Here is a 21,622-nt window from a genome sequence, read left to right as displayed (position 1 = left end):
ATGGATTACCAGGCCCCCTTGCGCGACATGCGCTTCGTTCTCCATGAACTGTTCGATGTCGGCGCGCATTGCGAACTGCTGGGCAACGGCATCGATCGCGAACTGATCGACGGCGTGCTCGAGGAAGGCGCGCGCTACACCGGCCAGGTGGTGGCGCCGCTCAATCGCAACAGCGACGAGGAAGGCGCGAAGCTGAAGGACGGCGTGGTGACCACCCCCACCGGCTTTCGCGAAGCCTACCGGCAGTACAGCGAGAACGGCTGGGCGAGCATGACCGGACCCACCGAGTACGGCGGCCAGGGCTTCCCGCAGATGGTCTCCGCGTGCTTCCACGAGATGCTGATGGCCGCCAGCCTGTCCTTCCGCGTCTATTCGGGGCTGACCGAGGGCGCCGTGCTGGCCCTGTACAAGCATGGCGACGAGGCGTTGCGGCGCGACTACCTGGCCAAGCTGGTGAGCGGCGAATGGGCCGGCACCATGTGCCTGACCGAACCCCAGGCCGGCACCGACCTCGCCCTCCTGCGCACCCGCGCCGAGGCGCAGGCCGACGGCAGCTACGCGATCAGCGGCAGCAAGATCTTCATCAGCGGTGGCGAGCAGGACCTCACCGAGAACATCGTCCACCTGGTGCTGGCGCGCCTGGCGGACGCGCCGGCCGGGGTGAAGGGCATCAGTCTGTTCCTGGTGCCGAAGTTCGTCGCCAATCCCGATGGCTCCCTGGGCGAGCGCAACAGCCTGGGGTGCGGCGCCATCGAGCACAAGATGGGGATCAAGGGCGCTTCCACCTGCGTGATGAACTTCGACGGCGCCAGGGGCTGGCTGCTGGGCCAGGCGAACCAGGGCCTGGCCTGCATGTTCACGATGATGAACGATGCGCGCTTCCAGGTCGGCCTGCAGGGCCTGGGTATCGCCGAACGGGCCTTCCAGGGCGCCCTCGGCTACGCCCGCGAGCGCCTGCAGTCGCGCGCCCTGGTCGGCCCGCAGGCACCGGACAAGGCCGCCGACCCGATCATCGTGCACCCCGACGTACGGCGCATGCTGCTGACCCAGAAGACCCTGGTCGAAGGCTGCCGCATGCTGGCGGCCTGCTGTGCACGCCAGCTCGACCTGGAACACGGCCATCCGGATGCCGACGGCCGGCGCGCGGCGACGCGCCGTGCAGCGCTGCTGATCCCCATCGTCAAGGCCTTCCTTACCGATGTCGGCCAGGAAGTCGCCAGCCTCGGCGTACAGGTCTATGGCGGTCACGGCTTCATCCGCGAATGGGGCATGGAGCAATTGATGCGCGACAGTCGCATCACCCAGATCTACGAAGGCACCAATGGCATCCAGGCGCTCGATCTGGTCCGCCGCAAGCTGCTCGGCGACCAGGGCGGCGAACTGCTGGCGCTGCAAGGCGAACTGGCGGCGGCCAGCGAGGCGCTGCAAGGGCGTGCTGCGCTGGCGCCGCTGGTCGAGCCGGTGCTGCAACGCCTGGAGGAGTGGCGGCAGCTCACCGGCCAGGTACTCGAGGCCTGCGCCCGCGATCCCCAGGAGATCGGCGCCACTTCCGTGGACTTCCTCCAGTACAGCGCCTACGTATTGCTCGCGGCCCTCTGGTTGCAAGCCGCTGCACGAGCCCAGGAAGCGCTGGACGGCGGCTCCGGCGAGGGCGATTTCTATCGGGCCAAGCTGCGCAGCGCCGATTTCTACCTGCGGCGCATCCTGCCGCGGGCGAGCATGCACCGCGAAGCCTTGCTCGGCGGCGCCGACTGCCTGATGGCCCTGCCCGAGGAGCATTTCTCGTTCTGACGGGCGTCTCGCCCAGGGAGACCGATATGCAAGCTTTCAGTTTCGCCACTACCGCGCAGATCCTCTGCGAGGTCGGCTCCGCCATCCGCCTGGCTGAACTCTGCCGCGAGCGAAGGGCGCGCCGCGTGTTGATCGTGACCGACCCGGGGATCACCCGGCTCGGCTTGCTGGATGCGATCCTGCCCGGCTTCCCGCGCCTGGGCCTGGCCGTCGAGGTGTACGACCAGGTGCTCGCCGATCCGCCTGAATCGGTGGTCGAGGCCGCGCTCGGGCGGGCGCGGGCCATGGCTGCCGAGCTGGTGGTCGGTTTCGGCGGTGGCAGTTCCATGGACGTGGCCAAGCTGGTCGCGCTGCTCGCCCATCCAGAGGCAGGGCAGGGGCTCGGCGAGGTCTTCGGGGTCGGCAACGCACGCGGGCCGCGCCTGCCGCTGATCCAGGTGCCGACCACCGCCGGGACCGGCTCCGAGGTGACGCCGATCGCCATCGTCACCACTGGCGAGACCACCAAGATGGGTGTGGTCTCGCCCTACCTGCTGCCCGATCTGGCGCTGCTCGATGCCGACCTGACCCTCGGGCTGCCGCCGGCGGTCACCGCGGCGACCGGTATCGACGCGATGGTGCATGCGATCGAGAGCTATACCAGCAAGCTGAAGAAGAACCCGCTGTCCGACCTGCTGGCGCGGGAGGCGTTGCGCTTGCTGGCGGCCAACCTGGAACGCGCGGTAGGCGACGGCGGCGACCGCGAGGCGCGCCAGGCCATGCTGCTGGGCGCCTGCCTGGCCGGGCAGGCCTTCGCCAATGCGCCGGTGGCGGCGGTACATGCCCTGGCCTATCCGCTGGGAGGGCATTTCCACATTCCCCACGGCCTGAGCAACGCGCTGGTGTTACCGGAGGTGATCCGTTTCAACGCTCCCGCTGCCGCTGGACTCTATGCCGAGCTGGCGCCGCTGCTGCTGGGCGACCGCTTGCGTCCGGGCGATCGCGACGCGCTTACCGCGCAGCTGATCGACGAACTGGCCCAGCTCAGTCCGCGCAACGGCCTGCCGAGCCGCTTGCGCGACGCCGGGGTGGACGAGGCGATGCTGCCGCGCCTGGCCGCCGACGCGATGCTCCAGCAGCGTCTGCTGGTCAACAACCCGCGCGAGGTCGGCGAGGCGGACGCCCTGGCGATCTATCGCGCGGCATACTGAATCCCTTCTACGAGGACCGGGCATGGCGACCGCCCCGCGACCGCTGCGCGAGCAGTACCTTCATTTCCAGCCGATCACCACGCGCTGGCACGACAACGATATCTACGGACACGTGAACAACGTGACCTACTATGCGTTCTTCGACACGGCGGTGAATACCTACCTGATCGAGCGTGGCGGCCTGGATATCCAGGGCGGCGAAGTGATCGGCCTGGTGGTCAGTTCCAGCTGCGACTATTTCGCGCCGGTGGCCTTCCCCCAGCGGATCGAGATGGGCTTGCGGGTGGCGCGCCTGGGCAACAGCTCGGTGCAGTACGAACTGGCCTTGTTCCTCGAAGGGCAGCGGGAGGCCTGCGCGGCCGGGCGTTTCGTGCATGTCTTCGTGGAGCGCCGAAGCAGCCGCCCGGTGGCCATTCCGCAGGGACTACGCGATGCGCTGGCCGCGCTTCAGAGCGCGGCCCAGTGACAGAGATCGCCCGCCGCCCGTGACAGGGCGATGGCGTGCAGTTCGTCCAGGCGATCGTCGCGTACCTGCCGTTGCAGCGCCTGGTTTAGCCTCGGCCGACAGTCGTCGACGCGCAGTTCGGCGAGCGCCGGGGCGTAGCCGCGCAGCAGCTCCAGGTTGAGCTGATTGAGGCGGTTGCGGATGCGCTCCAGGTCGACCGCCTGGCCAGCGTCCGGTAGCGGCCGGCTGAGCAGGCGGTACTGGACCAGCTTGTTCGCCTCGATCTGCGCGGCGAACAGCAGGCGCACCTGCTCGGCGCCGACCCCGTGGCTCCCGGCTTGTCCGGCGAGCATCTGCAACTGTTGTTGTTCCCGCGGGCTGTCCTGTACCGCCTTGCCCGACTGGGCCTTGCTCTGGGCTACCTGATCGGCTAGTTGCAAACGCTGGCTGCTCAAGCTCAACAGTTGCTGGAGAGCCGGCGACAGCGGCTGGGCCTGGAGCAGCGGGCCTTGCAGGAGCAGGAGGGCAAGCAGGCCCCAACTGGCGAACGACGGGCGCATCTGGAAATCTCGATTGAATTGATGCCGGGCACGCTAGCAAAGCGAGCCCGGTGCGACAATCCATGACATGGCGTGAGGCGATGAGGAAGCGCTGGATGGGACATTTCTGATTGAACGTTTGCAGTCTCGACGCTGGAGCAATGTTCTGTGACCATCCCTCCACACCATTTCATTCACCAAAGGGGCCGGTTTGCCCCTGCTATGACTGGCAAGGACGCGGAACATGGGTTTCCTGATACTCTCCCGCCGAGAAGGCGAAGGCATCACCCTGTCCCTCAAGGCCGACTACCCGGCGGAGGAACTGATTCGGCAATTGCGCGAAGGCGGCATCCGGATCCTGGTCACCGATATCATCGGCAACCAGGCCCGGGTCGGGATCGAGGCGCCGCGTGGCGTCCTGATCGTTCGCGACGAGTTGAAGACGGCACCGAAAGGCTGACGAACGGTAGAAAGTAAAAGCCCCGCGGTCGCGGGGCTTTTCCACATCGGCTTCGGCAAGCATGCCGATCAACGATGCTTGTGCTTGCGGTGTTTCTTGCCGCGGTGACCGCTGTCGTTGTCCTTGCCCAGGTTGTTACCGACCGCGCCACCCGCTGCGCCGCCGAGGCCTGCACCGATGGTCGCGCCGGTGCTGCCGCCCAGCTTGTTGCCGATCACCGAACCGCCGGCCGCGCCTAGCCCGCCACCCAGGGCTGCTTCGGTCTTGCGCCCGTCCTTGGCGGTCATCGCGCCGCCAGCCGCTCCACCTAGGCCGGCACCTATGGCCGCACCGGTGCTACCGCCGATGGCGTTGCCCACGACGTTGCCCAGGGCGCCGCCCACGCCGCCGCCCACGGCGGTCTTGGTGGAGTCGCCGGCGAGCGCGGCTTGTGCGCCCAGCAGGCCGAACGCGATTACCAGGAGAGATTTACGCATCGTGCGTGCCTCATCGTTGAATCAGGAGGGAAATACGGTCGTTCGCACAAAGGCCGGACCATCAGGCCCGGCCTTTGCGTCGTGGGGAGCGGAGGAATCAGTCGTCGTAGTAGCGACGATGATGCTTATGGCGCTTCCACTTCTTGTACCGGCCGTAGTGATGGCCGTTGTCATGCCGGTAATAGCCATCGCGATAGCCGGCGCGGCGGTAGTAGCGACGGTCGCGGTAGTCGTCATCGTCGTCGTAGCGGCGGTTGCCGTCGCCATAATGGTTGCCCAGCGCGCCGCCGCCGGCGCCGCCGAGGGCCGCGCCGATCAGGCCACCGGTGCTGCCACCGATCTGCCGGCCGATGACGTTACCGCCTGCGGCACCGAGGCCGCCGCCGATTGCCGCTTCGGTCTTGTTACCGCGTCCGGCGCCGACTGCACCGCCCGCAGCGCCACCGATGCCGCTACCGATCGCGGCGCCAGTGCTGCCGCCGACCGCATCGCCGACGACCGAACCCAACACCCCGCCCAAGGCGCCGCCGATGGCCGCGCGGGTGTTGTCGCCTGCGAAGGCGGTACCACCGACCAGACTCAGGGACAACAGGAGTATCGAGGAATACTTCATAGAGAGTTTCTCTCTGTGGGGATGACGGCTGCGATGCTGGGGTTGGCCCAAACCGCTGACAAGCGTCAGCCGACGATTGGTAGAACAAACTCGAAATATTCCAAGTGCTTGTTTTTTATGGGGAACTTTCTTCGGCGGAGGCGGTCTTAAACCGAATGCGAAACGCGATTTCAGGGTCGAAATCGGTATTTTTGCTGGCGGGATGCTGGCCATTCTAACGCCGACGAGCGGCCTGCCTTCAAGGCCTTTCATCGACTTTTTCCTTAAGACGCCGCCTCCTGTTGCAGGAGGCGGCGTTTTTCGTGGGCTTCAGATAATGCGCCCGTCGCCCGTGGCCTTTTCCAGGCGTACCGCGATGAACTTCGAAGTCGGCGTATGGCTGCCGACGCCGACGCTCTCCAGCGGCACCAGGGGATTGGTTTCCGGGTAGTAGGCGGCTGCCTGGCCGGCCGGGATGTCGAAGGCGAGCAGGGTGAAGCGGCGTACCCGGCGTTCGATGCCATCGCTCCACAGCGAGATCAGGTCGACCTTGTCGCCCGGCTGGTAGCCCAGGCGGCGGATATCCGCCTCGTTGGCGAATACCACTTCGCGCTGGCCCTTCACTCCGCGATAGCGATCGTCCAGGCCGTAGATGGTGGTGTTGTACTGGTCATGGGAGCGCAGGGTCTGCAGGATCAGGTCGGGTTCGAGGCCACTGTCGCGCACCTGTGCCGGCAACAGGTCGCGGGGCAGCGGGTTGGCGACGAAGTTGGCCTTGCCGCTGGCGGTGTTCCAGCGCCGTTCTCCGGCGGCGTTGCCGAGGTAGAAGCCGCCGGGATGCCGGACGCGGCGGTTGAAGTCGGCGAAACCGGGGATGGTGTCGGCGATCAGCTCGCGGATGCGCTCGTAGTTGGCGATCAGCGCGTCCCAGTCCACCGGATGGTTGCCCAGGGTTGCCTTGGCGATGCCGGCGATGATCGCCGGCTCCGAACGCATCTGCTGCGAGAGCGGCTCCAGTTGCCCGTAGGACGCGTGGATCATGCTGAACGAGTCTTCCACCGTGACCGCCTGCGGGCCTTCGGCCTGGCGGTCGATGTCGGTGCGCCCCAGGCAGGGCAGGATCAGTGCGTCGCGGCCGGTGGTCAGGTGGCTGCGGTTGAGCTTGGTGCTGATGTGCACGGTCAGGTCGCATGACGCCAGGGCGGCGTGGGTGCGCAGACTGTCCGGGGTGGCCTGGGCGAAATTGCCGCCCAGGCCGATGAAGACCTTCGACTTGCCGGCGAGCATCGCGGCGATCGCCTCGACGGCGTTGTGCCCGTTGTGGCGTGGCACTTCGAAGCCGAAGCGCCGTTCCAGTGCGTCGAGCAGCGCCGCCGGCGGCCGCTCGTTGATGCCCATGGTGCGGTCGCCCTGCACGTTGCTGTGGCCGCGGACCGGGCAGAGACCGGCGCCCGGGCGGCCCAGGTTGCCGCGCAGGAGTTGCAGGTTGACGATTTCCTGGATGATCGCCACCGAATGATGGTGCTGGGTGATGCCCATCGCCCAGCAGACGATGACCCTGTTCGCCCGCCGGTACATCCGCGCAGCCTGCTCGATTTCCGCCAGGCTCAGCCCGGACTGGCGCTCCAGGTGTTCCCAGGGGGTGGCATCCAGTTCGGCCAGGTAGGCCTCGAGGCCGTCGGTGTGCTCGGCGATGAAGGCGTGGTCGAATACCGGCTCGCCGCCCTCGGCCTGGGCGTCGCGCTCCCAGGCGAGGAGGAACTTGGCGATCCCGCGGATCGCCGCCATGTCGCCGCCCAGTGCCGGACGGAAGAACGCGGTGTTCAGCGGCGAGGACCCGTTGGTCAGCATTTCCAGCGCATTCTGCGGATGCTGGAAGCGCTCCAGGCCGCGCTCCTTGAGAGGGTTGAAGCAGACCACCTGGGCGCCGCGCTTCACTGCTTCGCGCAGCGGCTCGAGCATGCGCGGGTGGTTGGTGCCGGGGTTCTGCCCAAGGATGAAGATCGCGTCGGCGTGTTCGAAGTCGTCGAAGGTCACGCTGCCCTTGCCGACCCCGACGCTGCGGCCCAGTGCCACGCCGCTGGCCTCGTGGCACATGTTCGAGCAGTCGGGGAAGTTGTTGGTGCCGAACGCGCGGACGAACAACTGGTAGAGGTAGGCCGCCTCGTTGCTGGCCCGCCCGGAGGTATAGAACTCCGCCTGGTCGGGGCTATCCAGGCGTCGCAGGTGCTCGGCGACCAGGGCGAAGGCGGCGTCCCAGGTGATCGGCTGGTAGTGGTCGCTGAGCGGGTCGTAGCGCATCGGTCCGGTGAGGCGGCCCTGGTATTCCAGCCAGTAGTCGCTCTGTTCGCGCAGGGCGCTGACGCTGTAACGGGCGAAGAACGCCGTGTCGACGCGGCGCTTGGTGGCTTCCCAGTTGACTGCCTTGGCACCGTTCTCGCAGAACTTCACCCGGCCGTCTTCCGGCGAGTCGCCCCAGGCGCAGCCGGGGCAGTCGAAACCGCCGTTCTGGTTGGTCTTGAGCAGGGCGCGGAGGTTCTTGAACGGCTGTTTGCTGTCCAGCCAGAAGTGCGCCACGCTGCGCAGCGCGCCCCAGCCGGCGGCGGCACCGGCGTAGGGCTTGTAGCGGGGTTGGAGAGGTTGCAGGCTCATGACGGACTCACTCGGTTGCGGCCGGCGCCGGGCTGTAGACCCGCGGGGCACTGTGATGGGGCTGGTGGATCAGGTTCAGCTGGTGGCGGCGCGCCCATTGCACGGTCAGGGCGGTTGGCGCGGAGAGGCTGACCAGGGTGCCGATCCCGGCGCGTACGGCCTTGTGGATAAGCTCCAGGCTGCAGCGGCTGGTGACCACGGCGAAGCCCTGCGCAGCATCCAGTCCCTGTCCATGCAGGGCGCCGATCAGCTTGTCGAGGGCGTTGTGGCGGCCGATGTCCTCGCGACACAGGCGCAGCTCGCCATGCCCGTCGAAATACAGCGCGGCATGCAGGGCGCCGCTATGGCGCGCCAGTCGCTGGGCCTGCTCGATACGCTGGCGCAGGGCGCCGAGATGGGCGGCGGGAGGCAGCGCCTGCGACGACCGCTCCGGCAGTTGCGGCAGCGCCTGCTCCAGGGCTTCGACGCCGCACAGGCCGCAGCCTGACGTGCCGGCCAGTTGCCGGCGCTGGCGCTTGAGGTTCCAGAATGCGCGGCTGCTGATCTCGACCTCGGCGTGGAGGGATTCGCCCTGGCCGCTGACGCGGATTTCATAGATTTCGTCGATGGCCTGTACGAAGCCACTGCTGAGGCTGAAGCCGCGGACGAAATCCTCGATGTCCTCGGGCGAGGCCATCATCACCGCCTGGTTCAGTCCGTTGTAACTGATCGCCAGGGCGCACTCGGCGGCAAGGGAGGCCTGGCCGATCTGCTGCGGCAGGTGCAGGTCGGCGTAGCGGTAAACGTCGGGAACGGCGGAAGGCGCCCAGGTATCGGCGGATACCGGGCATGCAGGCTGGCAAGGCATGGGCTGGGCCCTATCATTCTAGGTGTGGAGCCAGCCTAGGCCTGTCGCGGAGCGGCGTCTAATCGGTTGTGCCGATACCCTGATCGACAGGGTCTATCAAGCCGGCGGGCGCCAGCCAGGTCCGGGCCTCCTCGAAGCAGGCTTCGGCCAGCGCCGAGCGCGGCTGTCCGCTGCGAATGATCAGGCCGAGCGCTGCCAGGGTATGGGCGTCCTCGATGGGGACCAGGCGCAACTCGTCGTCGACTTCGCTGCCCAACGGCATGATCGCGCAGCACAAGCCACGCTGCACCGCCTGCAGCAGTTGCTGCACCGAGTCGGTTTCCAGGCGCGCGATGGGGCTCAGCCCGCGGCTGCGGAAGTTGTGGTCGATGGATTGGCGGAAGTGCATGCCCGCCGAGAGCAGGCCCAGCGGCAGGCCAGCCAGCGCATCCCAGTTCAGCAGCGCGGCGTCGAGCGGGAAATGGCTGGGGTGATGGAGCAGGCCCATGCGGGTCTCCGCCAGTTCGATGCCCTCGAAATGGCTGCGGTCCAGACGGTCCAGATAAGAGACGCCGAGATCGAACTGGTTGCGCGCCAGGCCTTCGAGTACCTGTTCCGAACTCAGGGAATAGAGCTGGAAACGCAACTCCGGGTGGCGCCCGGCCATGTGCTGGACCAGGCGCATCGGGTCGAAGCTGGCCAGCGGCACCACACCCAGGCGCAAGGTCCCGACCAGTTGCCCGCGGCAGGCGGCGGCTTCCGCGTACAGCCCTTCCTGGGCCGCCAGCAGGCTGCGTGCCCAGGCCAGTACGCGCTCGCCGGCCTCGGTGAAGCCTTCGAAGCGCTGGCTGCGTCGCACCAGTTCCAGGCCGAGTTCTTCCTCCAGGCTGCGCAGGCGCATGGACAGGGTCGGCTGGGTGACGTGGCAGCGTGCGGCGGCCTGGCCGAAGTGGCGGGTTTCGTCGAGGGCGCAGAGGAATTTCAGTTGCTTGATGTCCATCGGCGCTTCCGTGGCGGGGGGGTCGCCGAATCTTAACGCGAATGGGCGCAGTGTTATGGGGTGGCGAAGGAGGCTAGGGATATTTCGCCGGTTTTTGCAGTCTAGACTTGGCTAGTCGCGGATCGGGATTGCGCCGGCCGCTTGCAACCGTAACCGTAAAGGGAGAACCAAAGATGGGTATTTTCGCGTTCGTGAAGGAAGCCGGTGAAAAGCTGTGGGATACGCTGACGGGGCATGAGGCACAGGCGGCCGAGTCGCTGAAGGAGCACGTCGCCAAGGTCGGCCTGGGCAACCCGAACATCCAGGTTTCGGTGGAAGGCGACAAGGTCATCGCCTCGGGCGAGGTGGCCAGCCAGGAGGAGAAAGAGAAGATCCTGCTGGCGCTGGGCAACGTCGCCGGCGTCTCCTCGGTGGAAGACAAGATCACCGTGGCCCAGGCCGCTCCGGAGGCGCGCTTCGTCACCGTGAAGAAAGGCGACACCCTGAGCGCCATCGCCAAGGCCGAATACGGCAATGCCAACGCCTACATGAAGATCTTCGAGGCCAACAAGCCGATGCTCAGCCATCCGGACAAGATCTACCCCGGCCAGGTCCTGCGCATTCCCGAGTGATCCCGGCGTTTCGCCAACCCCGCCCGCGTGGCGGGGTTTTCGTTTCCGCGGCTACGGCAGTCCTTCGAGCAGCCGCCGGTAGTCCTCCTGGGCAGCGAACTCCTCGGTGTCCCGGACCTGGCCACGGCTGTCTGGGTGGCGTACCGCCAACAGGTGGGCGACACCATAGGCGCGGGCGCTGCGCAGGATCGGCAGGCTGTCGTCGATGAACAGGCTGCGCTGTGGGTCGAAGCCGAAATCGGCTTGCAGGGCGCTCCAGAAGCGCGCGTCCTCCTTCGGGTAGCCGTAGTCGTGGGAGCTGATCAGTCGGTCGAAATAGGGCGCCAGTTCGATCCGTTCCAGCTTCAGCGACAGCGAGTCGCGGTGCGCGTTGGTGATCAGCGCCACGCGCTTGCCGGCCCGGCGCAGGGCGGCGAGGAAGGTATCGGCGTGCGGACGCAGCGAGATCAGGTGCGCCACCTCGTGCTTGAGTTCGCGGATCGACAGGTCCAGTTCCCGGCTCCAGAAATCCAGGCAGTACCAGTTGAGCTGGCCGGCGTGTTCGCGGAACAGCGGCTCGAGCACGGCGTCGGCTTCGGCGCGACTCAGGCCGTTGCGTTCGGCATAGCGCTGGGGCAGGTGTTCCAGCCAGAAGTGGTTGTCGAAGTGCAGGTCGAGCAGGGTGCCGTCCATGTCGAGCAGCACGGTGTCGATGGCGGACCAGGGCAGGGTGGGCATGGCGGCTCTTGTCGCGGTTCGTCGCGATCGATGCGGAAATCTGTCGCTTCCCATCAATCTCCGACAGGGATAATCGGAAAAGCCGGGGTATGATAACCCGCCGGCTTCGCCAAGGAGTTATCCACATGCGTCAGAAACCCACCGTACTCGCCAGCGAGATCGTCGCGAAGAGCCGACTGTTCGCTGTCGAGGAGTTGCAACTGCGCTTCAGCAATGGCGTCGAGCGCACCTACGAGCGTCTGGTCGGCAAGGGCCAGGGCTACGGTGCGGTGATGGTGGTGGCCATGCTCGATGCCGAGCACGCGGTGCTGGTGGAGGAATATTGCGCCGGGGTCGACGAATACCAGTTGTCGTTGCCCAAGGGCCTGGTCGAGCCGGGCGAGGACATCCTCGCGGCGGCCAACCGCGAACTCAAGGAGGAAGCGGGCTACGGGGCCCGGAAACTGGAGCACATCACCGAACTGTCGCTGTCGCCGGGCTACATGAGCCAGCGCATCCAGGTGGTGCTGGCGCGCGACCTCTACGAGGAGCGCCTGCCGGGCGACGAGCCGGAGCCGATGGGCGTCGATCGCATCAGCCTGCGCGAACTCTCGAGCCTGGCCCAGCACGCCCAGTTCAGCGAAGGCCGCGCCCTGGCCGCGCTGTACCTGGTGCGCGACCTGCTCACCCAGCGCGGCGAATACCAGGCATGAGGCCGGTGCCCTGGGGCGAATTGGTGGCGCTGGTGCGGCGCGCCGGCGAGGCGATCCTGCCGCACTGGCGCGCCGACGTGGCGGTGCGCTCGAAGGCCGACGAATCGCCGGTGACTGCCGCCGACCTCGCCGCGCACCATATATTGGAGGCGGGGTTGCGGGCGCTGGCGCCGGACATTCCGGTGCTTTCCGAAGAGGATTGCGAGATACCGCTGAGCGAGCGCGGCCACTGGCGGCGCTGGTGGCTGGTGGACCCGCTGGACGGCACCAAGGAGTTCATCTCCGGTAGCGAGGAGTTCACCGTCAACGTGGCCCTGGTCGAGGATGGCCGGGTGCTGTTCGGCCTGGTCGGCGTGCCGGTGAGCGGCCGCTGCTACTACGGTGGCGCCGGTCTCGGTGCCTGGCGCGAGGAGGCCGATGGCCGCGCGCAACCGATCAGTGTGCGCCTGGAGCCCGAGGAGGCCTTCACCGTGGTGGCCAGCAAGCGCCATGGCAGCCCGGCCCAGGAGCGCCTGCTGGATGGCTTGAGCGAGCGCTTCGGCGACCTGCGGCGAGCCAGCATCGGCAGTTCGCTGAAGTTCTGCCTGCTGGCCGAGGGCGCTGCCGACTGCTATCCGCGCCTGACGCCAACCTCGCAATGGGACACGGCCGCCGCCCAGGGTGTGCTGGAGGGCGCCGGCGGCGAGGTGCTCGACCTGCATGGCGCGCCATTCACCTACGAGCCGCGCGAGGACTACCTCAACGGCTCCTTCCTGGCCCTGCCGCGCGCTGCCGAGTGGCGCAGCGAGCTGATCCAACTGGCGCGCGCGCTGCACTGAAACGAAAAGGCCCGGTCTAGCCGGGCCTTTGCCGTTGTGGCGGCGCTCAGTCGAGCATGTCGCTGAAACGCGCGTCCTTCTTGTATACCAGCGGCTGGCTGAAGCCGGGCACCGTCACCTGTTCGGCGCTGACCTCGATGGCGTGCTCGTCGATCAGGTCCTGGCCGAAGTTGTAGATGATCTCCAGGTCGCCCTGCAGCGCGCGCTGGTCGTAGGCGCGGGCGGCGGCGCGGGTCTGCTCGCGCTTCTCGACGTAGGCGGCGAAGGCCGCTTGGCCATGGCGCTTGCGCAGCATCTTCTCGGCGATTCGCGGCGACAGCACCACGCCGCTGGCGTTGTTGCCGCCGAAGCCCTTGGAGTTGACGAAGCACACCTCCAGCGGCTTGTCCTGGCGCATGTCGCGATTGGAGATGCTCAGGCGCTGCTGGTGGACGTCGTCGGCGACTTTGTCGATGGTCTTGATCCCAGGGAGGATGCCGTACTTGAACGTGCCCAGGGCGGAAATCAGTTGATCGGCGCTGGCGGTGGCCAGGGAGTGGCCGACGTAGGCCTTCACCGCGGTGACCGGCCAGCCGTCGATGCCGAAGGCGCTGGCCACGCGGTCGAGGATTTCCGATTCGGTGACCCGGTTGGCCGGCGTGCTGGAGCCGTGGGCGTGGACGAAGCTGGCGTGGCGCACGGTGTCCAGGCCGACGATCTGCACCGCGCTGGCCACCGCCTTGGCTACCGTCAGGTAGTTGCCCGGGCCGGGGGCGGAGATGGACTTCTTGAAACCGTCGGCGTTGATGAACACGTCGGTTACCGCGCCGTGGATATCCGCGCCCAGGCGCAGGGCCAGTTCGTCGTCCATCAGCACTACGTATTGGCTGGACTCGGCCAGGGTGAAGCCGCAGTTCTCGCCGAACGGCCGGCTGGCGCGGCGGAAGTCCACGTCGTCGCGGCCTTCTATCAGGCGCAGGCCTTCTTCGGTGGCCAGTGCGCCCATGGCGCTGTAGCCCTCGATGCACTCCGGCAGGATCGGCGCCTCGCTGTTGCCGACGATGACCACCCGGGCCTGGCCGCTGGTGATGACGTCGATACCCTTCTGCAGGTTGTAGAGGAAGGTGGCGCAGGCGCCTGTGATGCTGCCGGTCATGCCGACGCTGCCGAGCACGTAGGCATTGATGAAATCGGTGGGCATGCTGTTGAAGCCCAGCGGCAGTTGCTTGGCCGAGACCCGGTGGCCCTTCAGGCGGGATTGCATCAGGCCGCCGAAACCGTTGTCGTCGAGCTGGCTCATGATGCTGCCGGAGAACACCGCGATCTCGTCGGGCTGGACGTTGTCGACGATGGTCTTCCAGTCGATGCCGGTGGAGCGGATCGCGTCGGTCGCGGCGACCACCGACATCTGCAGGCCGCGCGGGTGGAAGCGCGAGTTGTACAGCTCGCCCGGTTCGAAACCGGTGGGCAGCTGGCCAGCGGACTTCACCGTCAGCGCACGGTAGCTGTCGACCTTGAACTCGCAGCGCTCGTGGATGCTCACCAGTACCTCGCCATCCTCCGCGGGAGCGATCGACCAGTTGGCCGGCAGCGGCTCGGGCAGTTGCTTGGGCGAGGCCTTGAAGGTCAGCGCCTGGCCTTCGGCAGGGGACAGCTCGAGGACCTTGTGCCAGTGGACTGCATCCGGGTCGAGGTACTGCGGTTCGATGCGTCGCACCAGGGTAGAAGCGAAGATGCGTTCGGCGTAGCGCCGCTCGATGTCCTCCGGGGACAGCGGCGTGCCGTCTTCGGCCAGGTAGCGGCCGCCTTCGGCCTTGACCAGTTTCATCATGACCGCCAGGCCGGCTAGGGTTTCCTGGCGCGCCTGCGGGTCCATCGATTCGATGACCATGCGACGGAAGCCGTGGTGGAAGGAACTACGGCCTGCTGCGTTGTAGCCACCGAAACCAACAATGACCGGTAGTCGAGACATCACTCAGAAACTCCTTCGAATAGTCGTTCGCGTGCCGGGCTGCTGCCTGGTCCGGAGCGGGAAGCGCGTGGCGGCGATGGCGGCCTTTCCCGTCGGCGAGGCGAGCTTCACGGACCCGGGCACGAGCCAGTGGCCGTTGAAATGATCAGGGTGACTATGCTGACGTGAATCATGACTATCGAGTCACGTATTTTCCTACTGAATACCGCGTTGCGTGGGCTTTCCACAAGTGCTGGCGGTCTGCCGTGGGGGGATTGACGCCCATGGCCGGGCTGTTGGCAGAGGTGGGGCGTAGGCGAGTGTTGCGGGACTTGCTTGAAAGTCCGCGCGCAGAGGCGTGGCGCCGGGGCGTCCACGGAGGCGGCGGATGACGCGTGGCGCTATCCGCCCTTCGCCCGATGCCGGCAGAGGAGAATGAAGAAGGGCCGCGAAGCGGCCCTGGGGGTGGTGTATCAGCGGTACTCGATGCCCGCCTTGCGTGTGCTGACCCGTGTTCCCGCCTTGCCCTCGGTGATCGCGACGATGTCCGCGAGCGAACCGATCACCGCGTCCTTGCCGGTGGCGCGGGCGAACTCGATGGCGGCCTGGACCTTCGGACCCATGGAGCCGGCGGCGAAGCCGAGGCGCTCCAGTTCGTCCGGGTGGGCCTGGGCGATGGCCTTCTGGGTCGGCTTGCCCCAGTCGACGTAGGCCGCGTCGACGTCGGTGGCGATGATCAGGATGTCGGCCACCAGCTCCTGGGCCAGCAGCGAGGAGCAGAGGTCCTTGTCGATCACCGCCTCGACGCCGCTGAGCTTCTTCCCGGCCTCGTCGTACATGGTCGGGATACCGCCGCCGCCAGCGCAGATGACGATGGTGCCTTTCTCCAGCAGCCACTTCACCGGGCGGATCTCGAAGATCCGCTTCGGCCGCGGGCTGGGCACCACGCGGCGGAACTTGTCGCCGTCCGGGGCGATGCTCCAGCCCTTCTCGGCGGCCAGGCGCTCGGCTTCTTCCCTGGAGTAGACCGGGCCGATCGGCTTGGTCGGGTTCTGGAACGCCGGATCCTTACCGTCCACCTCGACCTGGGTGAGGATGGTGGCGAACGGCACTTCGAACGGCAGCAGGTTGCCCATTTCCTGTTCGATCATGTAGCCGATCATGCCCTCGGTTTCCGCGCCGAGGACGTCCAGCGGGTAGGGCGAGACCTTGTCGTAGGCGGCACCCTGGAGGGCCAGCAGGCCGACCTGGGGGCCGTTGCCGTGGGCGATCACCAGCTCGTTGCCGGGCGCCACCTTGGCGATCTGTTCGGCGGCGATCCGCACGTTTTCCCGCTGGTTGTCCGCGGTCATGGGTTCGCCACGGCGTAGCAGGGCATTACCGCCCAATGCGACGACGATACGCATATCGGTTACCTCCGGAAGGCGGCTGCGCCCGGCCGCGTGGGCCGGGGCGCAGGAGCGCGGTCAGATGTCGGCGAGGGTCGAGACGAGGATCGCCTTGATGGTATGCATGCGGTTCTCGGCCTGCTCGAAGGCGATGTTGTAGGGCGACTCGAAGACGTCCTCGGTCACCTCGATGCCGTTGGCCAGGTTCGGATACTGCTCGGCGATCTGCTTGCCGACCTTGGTCTCGCTGTTGTGGAACGCCGGCAGGCAGTGCATGAACTTGGCCCGCGGGTTGCCGGTGGCCTTCATGATCTCCATGTTGACCTGGTAGGGCAGCAGTTCCTTGATCCGCTCGCCCCAGGCTTCCACCGGCTCGCCCATCGATACCCAGACGTCGGTGTGGACGAAGTCCACGCCCTTCACGGCTTCCTTCGGATCCTCGGTGAGGGTCAGCTTGGCGCCGCTTTCCTCGGCGAACTTCTTGCACTGGGCGACGAACTCGTCGTGCGGCCAGAGCGCCTTCGGCGCGGCGATGCGTACGTCCATGCCGAGCTTGGCGCCGATCAGCAGCAGGGAGTTACCCATGTTGTTGCGCGCGTCGCCCAGGTAGGCGTAGCTGATGTCGTGCAGCGGCTTGTCGCTGTGCTCGCGCATGGTCAGCACGTCGGCGAGCATCTGGGTCGGGTGGTATTCGTCGGTCAGGCCGTTGAACACCGGAACGCCGGCGAACTTCGCGAGTTCCTCGACGATTTCCTGCTTGAAGCCGCGGTACTCGATGGCGTCGTACATCCGGCCGAGAACCCGCGCGGTGTCCTTCATGCTCTCCTTGTGGCCGATCTGCGAGGAGTTCGGGTCGATGTAGGTGACGTTGGCGCCCTGGTCGTAGGCGGCCACCTCGAAGGCGCAGCGGGTGCGGGTGGAGGTCTTCTCGAAGATCAGGGCGATGTTCTTGCGTTGCAGGTGCTGCTGCTCGGTGCCGGTGTACTTGGCGCGCTTGAGGTCGCGGGACAGGTCGAGCAGGTAACGCAGCTCGCGGGTGCTGTGGTGCATCAGGCTGAGCAGGTTACGGTTGTGCATGTTGAAAGCCATGATTGATCTCCTTGTGGGAAGTCGGTGGGCGGCGCCCCTCCTGGGGACGCCGCCGTTCAGCTCGAGAGAGGGTTGTCTGTCAGTAGTCGATCGGGTCGCGGACGATCGGGCAGGTCATGCAGTGGCCGCCGCCGCGACCGCGACCCAGTTCGCTGGCGCTGATGGTGATGACCTCGACGCCGGCCTTGCGCAGCAGGGTGTTGGTGTAGGTGTTGCGGTCGTAGCCGACCACCACGCCCGGCTCCAGGCAGACCACGTTGTTACCGTCGTCCCATTGCTCGCGCTCGGCGGCGAAGCTGTTGCCGCCGGTCTCGACCACGCGCAGCTTCTTCAGGCCGAGGGATTCGGCGACCACTTCGAGGAAGGTTTTCTCCTCGCGACGGATGCTCATGCCGTAGGGGCTGCTCGGATCGGGGCGCAGGCTGAAGGGCACGATTTCCTTGACCACTTCCGGGAAGACCGTGACCAGGTCGCGGTCGCAGAAGCTGAACACGGTGTCCAGGTGCATCGCGGCGCGGGACTTCGGCAGGCCGGCGACGATCACCCGCTCGGCGGCGCCCTTGGCGAACAGCGACTGGGCGACCTGACCGATGGCCTGGCGCGAGGAGCGCTCGCCCATGCCGATCAGGACCACGCCGTTGCCGATCGGCATCACGTCGCCGCCTTCCAGGGTCGAGGAGCCGTGGTCCTTGTCCGGGTCGCCGTACCAGATCTCGAATTCGGCGTTGGCGAACTCGGGGTGGAACTTGTAGATGGCGGTGGTCAGCAGGGTTTCCTGTCGTCGCGCCGGCCAGTACATCGGGTTCAGGGTCACGCCGCCGTAGATCCAGCAAGTGGTGTCGCGGGTGAACTGGGTGTTCGGCAACGGCGGCAGCAGGAAGCTGGAATGGCCCAGGTACTCGCGGTACATCTTGAGGATGTTGGCGCCTTCGCTGGCGGGCAGGTCGTCAGCGGCGACGCCGCCGATCAGGTACTCGGCCAGCTTGCGCGGCTCCAGGCTCTCCAGCCAGGAGCGCAGCTCGCTGGTCAGGCCCAGGCCGACGCTGTCGGCGGTGATCTTGCGATCGAGGATCCACTTCAGCGCTTCCGGGTTCTGGATGGTCTCGGTCAGCAGGTTGTGCATCTCGAGGACGTCGATGCCGCGCTCGCGCATCTTGGTGACGAAGTCGAAGTGGTCGCGCTTGGCCTGGTTCACCCAGATCACGTCGTCGAACAGCAACTCGTCGCAGTTGCTCGGGGTCAGGCGCTGGTGGGCGAGTCCGGGCGAGCAGACCATCACTTTGCGCAGTTTGCCGGCTTCGGAGTGGACGCCAAGTTTGGTTTTTTCCGTGCTCATTTCACGTCTCCAGTGGAGTAATCAGAGGGTGAGGAAACCGTCGTAGAGGCCGTAGGCAGCCACCAGGGCGCCAATGACGACTGCGGCGAAGATCAGTTTTTCGATTCCGGTGAAGATCGGCTGGCCGACCTCGTGCTTGGCCTTGGCGAAGAGGATCGCGCCGGGCGCATACAGCAGGGCGGACAGCAGCAGGTACTTCAGGCCACCGGCGTAGAGCAGCCAGACCGCGTAGACCACAGCGATGCCGGCGATGACCAGATCCTTGCTGCGTTCGCGGGCATCGTTCTCGTAGGTCTCGCCCTTCAGGGTCAGCAGCAGGCCATAGGCGGCGGACCAGAAGTACGGGATCAGGATCATCGAGGTGGCCAGGAGCAGCATCTTGGTGTACGGGTCCATGCCGTCCGGGTCGCCCGAGGTGAAGAACACCACCACCAGGAACACCTGTACGCAGATGTTGGTCAGCCACAGGGCGTTGGCCGGCACCTGGTTGGCGTTCTCGCGGCGCAAGAACTCCGGCATGGTGTGGTCCTTGGCCGCGGCGAACATGATCTCGGCGCACAGCAGCACCCAGGAGAGCAGCGCGCCCAGCAGCGAGATCAGCAGGCCGACGCTGATCAGCACGGCGCCCCAGTGGCCGACCACATGCTCGAGTACCAGCGCCATCGACGGGTTCTGCAGCTTGGCCAGTTCCGGCTGGGTCATCACGCCCATGGACAGCACGTTGACCAGCACCAGCAGGAGCAGGACGGTGATGAAGCCGATCACGGTGGCCTTGCCGACGTCGGAACGTTTTTCCGCGCGGGAGGAGAAGATGCTCGCGCCCTCGATGCCGATGAACACCCAGACGGTGACCAGCATCATGTTGCGCACCTGGTTCATCACGCTGCCCAGGTCCGGGTTGCTCTTGCCCCAGATGTCGGCGGTGAAGATGTCCAGCTTGAAGGCGAACAGGCAGATCAGGATGAACAGGAACAGCGGCACGACCTTGGCCACGGTGGTGACGGTGTTGATGAACGCCGCCTCCTTGATCCCGCGCAGCACCAGGAAGTGCAGGGCCCAGAGCAGGACCGAGGCGCAGACGATCGCCGCGACGGTGTCGCCCTTGCCGAAGATCGGGAAGAAGTAGCCGAGGGTGCTGAACAACAGGACGAAGTAGCCGACGTTGCCCAGCCAGGCGCTGATCCAGTAGCCCCAGGCCGAGGAGAAACCCATGTAGTCGCCGAAGCCGGCCTTGGCGTAGGCGTACACGCCGCCGTCGAGTTCGGGCTTGCGGTTGGCGAGGGTCTGGAAGACGAAAGCGAGGGTGAGCATGCCGACGGCGGTGATCGCCCATCCGATCAGGACGGCGCCGACATCGGCGCTGGCTGCCATGTTTTGCGGGAGGGAGAAGATGCCCCCTCCGATCATCGAGCCGACAACCAGAGCCGTTAGCGCTCCTAGTCGGAGTTTTTGGCTGGATTCTTGGGACATTTTCGGAATCTCCCTATAGGAATTGAGAGTGAAGACATTAGGCGGCAGCGGCTATTGTTGAATGCTGATCCACGTCAATAGCTTCCTACTCAAAGTAATTAGATGACGCATTCCTGTAAGTCGCGAGTGCCAAAGATAGAAGAGGAATCTAAGACCTGCCCGGAATAGGGCGGTTTTTTCATGTGTTAGGGGAAGACTTGCCATCCGCTACGGGGAAAGCTTGAAATTGCTCGAAATCGGGCTATAACCCGCGGATCAAGCCGGATCGTTGATGCCGATCAATGAATTTCGCGAGACGGTATTCTGACTTTCAGGTGGGTGGTCGCCGGCTTGTTGACGGTCCGTCGAAAAACCGCCGCGACTTTCCAGGGAAGTGTTGCAGTATTTCGAGAGGAGTATTTTTTATTTATAAGTAAAAATAATTTTCCGCTCTTATCAAAGAACGAAAAAGCACAAGGAAAGAAATGAAGAAGCCCGGCGTTCGCCGGGCTCTTCATTTGGGCTTCAGGGTGTGAAGACCGCTGGGGGGACGGGATCGCCGCCCACCCGCCGCGCGTGCTGGCGCACGTCGGCACAGGGGAAGGGGCCGCCATCCGGTTCGTGGCCGAAGGGCGCGGTTCGCTGGGCGAACCGAAAGCCGGTGCCAGGGGCACTGCGAGCGATTGAGCAAGCGGCGTGCCAGCCATCGACAGGTGGCCCGGCCCGTCAACTGCGGGGCACGGGCCTGCGGCATGAGCGGATTTTTGCCGAAGGCCCGAGCGCAGGGCGGGGTTTTCCGCCGTCGTTACCGTTCCGTCAGCTCATCCCCAGCCAGTTCGGCAATGCCAGGGATACCGCCGGGATGTAGGTCACGATGATCAGGAACACCAGCAGGATCATCAGCCACGGCAGCGCTGCGCGGATGGTCGCGCCCAGCGGCATGCCGGTGACCGCCGAGGTGACGAACAGGTTGAGCCCGACCGGCGGCGTGATCAGGCCGATCTCCATGTTCACCACCATGATGATGCCGAGGTGGATCGGATCGATGCCCAGCTCCATGGCGATGGGGAAGAAGATCGGCGCCAGGATCAGGATGATCGCCGAAGGCTCCATGAAGTTGCCGGCGATCAGCAGCACGATGTTCACCACCAGCAGGAACATCCATGGCGAAAGTCCCAGTTCCGTGACCCAACTGGCGATGCTCTGCGGTATCTGCTCGGTGGTCAGCACGTGGGCGAAGAGCATGGCGTTGGCGATGATGAACATCAGCATGATGGTCAGCTTGCCGGACTCCAGCAGCACCTTCGGGCATTCGCTCAGGCGCATGTCGCGGTAGACGAACAGTGCGACGAAGGCCGAGTACACCGCGGCGACGGCGGCGGCCTCGGTGGGGGTGAAGGCGCCGGAATAGATGCCGCCGAGGATGATCACCATCAGCAGCAGCCCCCACAGCGCCTTGCGCGCGCTGGCCAGCCATTCGCGCAGACTGACCCTTGGCATGGCGGGCAGCTTCTTGACCCGGGCGACGATGTAGATCACCACCATCAGGATCAGTCCCAGCAGCAGCCCCGGAACCACGCCGGCGATGAACAGCTTGCCCACCGAGGTCTCGGTGGCGGCG

General features: G+C 66.0%; 19 protein-coding genes and 1 pseudogene. 7 read left to right on the top strand and 13 right to left on the bottom strand.

The window, feature by feature from the left end; genetic code table 11:
* From HMPREF2914_RS27580 to HMPREF2914_RS27570, 3 genes are read left to right on the top strand one after another with little or no spacing between them, the layout of a single operon-like run.
* Positions 1 to 1,791 carry an acyl-CoA dehydrogenase C-terminal domain-containing protein gene (locus HMPREF2914_RS27580; protein WP_003141910.1) on the top strand — a complete coding sequence of 597 codons (1,791 nt, stop codon included), beginning with the start codon at positions 1 to 3 and terminating at the stop codon, positions 1,789 to 1,791.
* A 26-nt stretch (positions 1,792 to 1,817) separates the two neighbouring features.
* Positions 1,818 to 2,981, top strand: a complete 1,164-nt coding sequence (locus tag HMPREF2914_RS27575; protein ID WP_009314468.1) for an iron-containing alcohol dehydrogenase — start codon at positions 1,818 to 1,820, stop codon at positions 2,979 to 2,981.
* Positions 2,982 to 3,003: 22 nt separating this feature from the next.
* Positions 3,004 to 3,447 (top strand): acyl-CoA thioesterase, encoded by a 444-nt coding sequence (locus HMPREF2914_RS27570; protein ID WP_003096230.1) that lies wholly within the window; start codon positions 3,004 to 3,006, stop codon positions 3,445 to 3,447.
* Here the strand turns inward: HMPREF2914_RS27570 and HMPREF2914_RS27565 are convergent.
* On the bottom strand, positions 3,429 to 3,986 hold the full coding sequence (locus HMPREF2914_RS27565; protein WP_023092737.1) for a chorismate mutase: 558 nt from the start codon (positions 3,984 to 3,986) through the stop codon (positions 3,429 to 3,431). The two genes, HMPREF2914_RS27570 and HMPREF2914_RS27565, sit on opposite strands and share 19 nt — an antisense overlap.
* A gap of 223 nt (positions 3,987 to 4,209) precedes the next feature.
* Here HMPREF2914_RS27565 and HMPREF2914_RS27560 point away from each other — a divergent pair, with 223 nt between their 5' ends.
* Positions 4,210 to 4,425, top strand: coding sequence for a carbon storage regulator (locus tag HMPREF2914_RS27560; protein ID WP_003096222.1), 216 nt, complete (start codon positions 4,210 to 4,212; stop codon positions 4,423 to 4,425).
* A 68-nt stretch (positions 4,426 to 4,493) separates the two neighbouring features.
* Here the strand turns inward: HMPREF2914_RS27560 and HMPREF2914_RS27555 are convergent, their stop codons facing one another.
* From HMPREF2914_RS27555 to HMPREF2914_RS27535, 5 genes are all read right to left on the bottom strand, one after another.
* On the bottom strand, positions 4,494 to 4,901 hold the full coding sequence (locus HMPREF2914_RS27555) for a glycine zipper domain-containing protein (RefSeq protein ID WP_003135994.1): 408 nt from the start codon (positions 4,899 to 4,901) through the stop codon (positions 4,494 to 4,496).
* Between the two features lie 97 nt (positions 4,902 to 4,998).
* Positions 4,999 to 5,514: a hypothetical protein gene (locus tag HMPREF2914_RS27550; protein ID WP_003096217.1), complete on the bottom strand. Its 516-nt coding sequence runs from the start codon at positions 5,512 to 5,514 to the stop codon at positions 4,999 to 5,001.
* 309 nt (positions 5,515 to 5,823) lie between these two features.
* The gene (locus tag HMPREF2914_RS27545) at positions 5,824 to 8,145 is read right to left on the bottom strand and encodes an FdhF/YdeP family oxidoreductase (RefSeq protein ID WP_023092736.1); all 2,322 of its coding nucleotides are present in this window, start codon (positions 8,143 to 8,145) and stop codon (positions 5,824 to 5,826) included.
* Positions 8,146 to 8,152: 7 nt separating this feature from the next.
* Complete coding sequence (gene fdhD / locus HMPREF2914_RS27540; protein ID WP_003135991.1) at positions 8,153 to 8,992, bottom strand: formate dehydrogenase accessory sulfurtransferase FdhD; 840 nt, start codon at positions 8,990 to 8,992, stop codon at positions 8,153 to 8,155.
* A gap of 58 nt (positions 8,993 to 9,050) precedes the next feature.
* Positions 9,051 to 9,971: a LysR family transcriptional regulator gene (locus HMPREF2914_RS27535; RefSeq protein ID WP_003096212.1), complete on the bottom strand. Its 921-nt coding sequence runs from the start codon at positions 9,969 to 9,971 to the stop codon at positions 9,051 to 9,053.
* A gap of 173 nt (positions 9,972 to 10,144) precedes the next feature.
* Between HMPREF2914_RS27535 and lysM the strand changes: the two genes are divergently transcribed.
* On the top strand, positions 10,145 to 10,582 hold the full coding sequence (gene lysM / locus HMPREF2914_RS27530; protein WP_003096210.1) for a peptidoglycan-binding protein LysM: 438 nt from the start codon (positions 10,145 to 10,147) through the stop codon (positions 10,580 to 10,582).
* Positions 10,583 to 10,633: 51 nt separating this feature from the next.
* Here the strand turns inward: lysM and yrfG are convergent, their stop codons facing one another.
* On the bottom strand, positions 10,634 to 11,299 hold the full coding sequence (gene yrfG / locus HMPREF2914_RS27525) for a GMP/IMP nucleotidase (RefSeq protein ID WP_003096208.1): 666 nt from the start codon (positions 11,297 to 11,299) through the stop codon (positions 10,634 to 10,636).
* A 125-nt stretch (positions 11,300 to 11,424) separates the two neighbouring features.
* Between yrfG and nudE the strand changes: the two genes are divergently transcribed.
* Complete coding sequence (gene nudE, locus HMPREF2914_RS27520) at positions 11,425 to 11,991, top strand: ADP compounds hydrolase NudE (RefSeq protein ID WP_023092735.1); 567 nt, start codon at positions 11,425 to 11,427, stop codon at positions 11,989 to 11,991.
* On the top strand, positions 11,988 to 12,809 hold the full coding sequence (cysQ, locus tag HMPREF2914_RS27515) for a 3'(2'),5'-bisphosphate nucleotidase CysQ (protein ID WP_003100038.1): 822 nt from the start codon (positions 11,988 to 11,990) through the stop codon (positions 12,807 to 12,809). The genes nudE and cysQ overlap by 4 nt, the downstream gene beginning before the upstream one ends.
* A 46-nt stretch (positions 12,810 to 12,855) precedes the next feature.
* Here cysQ and fabY read toward each other — a convergent pair whose 3' ends face one another.
* From fabY to dctM, 6 genes and pseudogenes are all read right to left on the bottom strand, one after another.
* Complete coding sequence (gene fabY, locus HMPREF2914_RS27510; protein WP_023092734.1) at positions 12,856 to 14,760, bottom strand: beta-ketoacyl-ACP synthase FabY; 1,905 nt, start codon at positions 14,758 to 14,760, stop codon at positions 12,856 to 12,858.
* Between the two features lie 452 nt (positions 14,761 to 15,212).
* Positions 15,213 to 16,145, bottom strand: coding sequence for a carbamate kinase (arcC, locus tag HMPREF2914_RS27505; RefSeq protein ID WP_003100033.1), 933 nt, complete (start codon positions 16,143 to 16,145; stop codon positions 15,213 to 15,215).
* Positions 16,146 to 16,205: 60 nt separating this feature from the next.
* The gene (locus tag HMPREF2914_RS27500; protein WP_003096197.1) at positions 16,206 to 17,216 is read right to left on the bottom strand and encodes an ornithine carbamoyltransferase; all 1,011 of its coding nucleotides are present in this window, start codon (positions 17,214 to 17,216) and stop codon (positions 16,206 to 16,208) included.
* Positions 17,217 to 17,295: 79 nt separating this feature from the next.
* Positions 17,296 to 18,552 carry an arginine deiminase gene (gene arcA / locus HMPREF2914_RS27495; RefSeq protein WP_003096196.1) on the bottom strand — a complete coding sequence of 419 codons (1,257 nt, stop codon included), beginning with the start codon at positions 18,550 to 18,552 and terminating at the stop codon, positions 17,296 to 17,298.
* Between the two features lie 21 nt (positions 18,553 to 18,573).
* Positions 18,574 to 20,022: an arginine-ornithine antiporter gene (gene arcD, locus HMPREF2914_RS27490; protein WP_023092733.1), complete on the bottom strand. Its 1,449-nt coding sequence runs from the start codon at positions 20,020 to 20,022 to the stop codon at positions 18,574 to 18,576.
* A 795-nt stretch (positions 20,023 to 20,817) separates the two neighbouring features.
* Positions 20,818 to 21,622 (bottom strand): annotated as a pseudogene (gene dctM, locus HMPREF2914_RS27485) (C4-dicarboxylate TRAP transporter large permease protein DctM); the annotation flags it as partial.

This window comes from Pseudomonas sp. HMSC067G02 (assembly GCF_001813485.1).
Lineage (GTDB): Bacteria > Pseudomonadota > Gammaproteobacteria > Pseudomonadales > Pseudomonadaceae > Pseudomonas > Pseudomonas aeruginosa.
The sequence above is the reverse complement of the archived record's forward strand: the minus strand, read 5'-3'. Positions and strand labels throughout refer to the sequence as shown.